This is a genomic window from Streptococcus sp. DD10, from assembly GCF_001578805.1.
In the GTDB taxonomy this organism is placed as follows: domain Bacteria; phylum Bacillota; class Bacilli; order Lactobacillales; family Streptococcaceae; genus Streptococcus.
The window spans coordinates 2,564-4,714 of record NZ_KQ969172.1 but is presented as its reverse complement, the minus strand read 5'-3'; the positions used below and the strand labels follow the sequence as shown (position 1 = coordinate 4,714).

The 2,151-nt window shown below is 31.6% G+C and carries 1 protein-coding gene; it reads left to right on the top strand.

From position 1 onward, the window contains the following. Window positions 1-681: 681 nt before the first annotated feature. Window positions 682-1,689, top strand: coding sequence for a protein rep (locus STRDD10_RS09865; RefSeq protein ID WP_067195658.1), 1,008 nt, complete (start codon window positions 682-684; stop codon window positions 1,687-1,689). Window positions 1,690-2,151: the final 462 nt, after the last annotated feature.

Here is a 2,151-nt window from a genome sequence, read left to right as displayed (position 1 = left end):
AAGATTATCTTTTGTTTTATGAAATCTTAGAAAATAAAAAACAAGTTAATGTGATCCGACTTCTCCCAGCTAGAACGAATTGGATGTCACAAATTTTAAAGTCATTTGAGTGAAGAATGGTATTTGGCGGTGAATTGATTTAAAAAATCGAAATATGGTATAATAGATGTATTTATGAATCAGTATGCAATTATAGACCGATTGGGTTATTATTTTATTGGTTATGGTGAAAAACATTTCCCAGAATATAGTAAAGATTCTTTGCAAACTCAGTTATATCCTTCTGAAAGTTTAGCGTAATATATTGCTCAAAATCTAGGACCTTCATTTCGAGTTGTGTTATTGGATTGATTATTTCTAAATTTTGAGTTTAGAGGGTGAATTTCTCCTGAACGGAGAAAGAGGGCTGATAAGCCCTTAAAAGCAGGCTTTTGCCTGCTTTTTTCTTATCTTGATACATATAGAAATAACGTCATTTTATTTTTTGCTTCTACAAGCTTCTATAAACCGCATGGTTGAGCTGTTTACGGGCGCAAAAAAAGTTTGAAATCTTCATAAAACTCTGGTATAATTTTAAGTGCTTAAATCAAAATTACAGAATAGGAGAAGAGTACAAACTTTTTCGCAATATATTCTTTTTTGTACCAATCATATGAAAGGTATTTGTACTCAAATTATATCATGGAGAATAAACAAAATCAAGCCTTAAAAATTTTTAAAGACAAAACAAAATCTGGTAAAGATAAAAAGTGGCAAGAACGGAAATGTAAAAATATTGAGTTAGCAAAACAACTGGAGGAACTCGGTTACCAATCGTTTCGCCGTGTTTATCTTTGTGCTGAGGTTTTAAAATTTGTCGAGCGAGAAGATGGCTCGCTGAAATTATATCAAACGTATTTTTGTAAAAATAAGTTATGTGCAATTTGTAACTGGAGACGGTCGATGAAATATTCTTATCAGGCAGAGCGAGTGATTGAAGAAGCCTTAGTTCGTTATCCCAAAGGACGTTTTCTCTTTTTGACTTTGACAGTAAAAAATGTGACTGGAGAAAATCTAAATCAAACTTTATCTAAAATAACTGAAGGTTTCCGTCGGTTGATGCAATATAAAAAAGTTGATAAAAATTTGATTGGTTTTCTTCGAGCGACTGAGGTAACCTATTCTCAGAAACGAGAAGACTATCATCCTCACTTGCATGTGTTATTGATGGTGAAGTCTAGTTATTTTACAGGAAATAGAGGGAATAGCGAAAATTATATATCTCAAGAAGAATGGACAAAATTGTGGCAGAAGGCTATGAAGTTAGATTACACTCCCATGGTCGATATTCGAGCCGTAAAAAATAAAGCAGTCGAAAAAGATAAGGGATTTAAAAAAGCGATTTTAGAAACCGCAAAGTATCCAGTCAAACCATTTGACATGGAAAAAGATAAAGACGGAAATAAAATTATCTTGAGTGAAGATGAAAAATTACAAATAGTTGATGATATGATGAATGGTTTACATCGAAAACGACAAATTGGATTTGGAAAACTCTTCAAAGAAATTAAAAAAGAAATGGACTTTGATGACATCGAAAATGGAAATTTAATTCAAACTGGAGACGAAGAGATAGAAAAAGTTTCAGCAGTTCGACAAATTATTGCTGTATGGAATTGGCAGAGAATGAATTATTTTATCAAAGAGTGACCTCTAAAAATTTTTAGAGGTTCTTTTTTTATTTTTTAAGATGTCCTCAGAAGTCCCAAAATTGATTTTAAGTGAGTTTAGGTATTTCAAGGGATAAATACAGGCTCGTTTTATTAAAATCGATTCTGGACGAAAATAAGGGCGAAAATAGGGGGTATTTTTCTTTTGCAAGCATCTGATTTGTCAGGACAAATCAAAATTTTAAAGTCCACCTCTCCCCCATTTTACGAAAACAAGTATCGTTTAAAAAAGAGAAAGCTGTCTTTAAAATGTTTTTGGGGTTCACCCCCAAGCCCCTCGCTTCGCAAATTTTAGAAAATGATTTCAAAGAAATCATTTTGTTAGGGATTTTATTTTGGAGCAAAAAAGTTTAATAAAAACTTTAATAAAGAATTTATTAAAGTGTCTGTTATAAAAGTATGATGGAATTTAGTTTATACTAGCTTTGAAAAAAATAAAAAG

Coding starts and splice junctions, on each gene's coding strand:
- STRDD10_RS09865 (WP_067195658.1), top strand. CDS start 682: ATGGAGAATAAACAAAATCAAGCCTTAAAAATTTTTAAAGACAAAACA.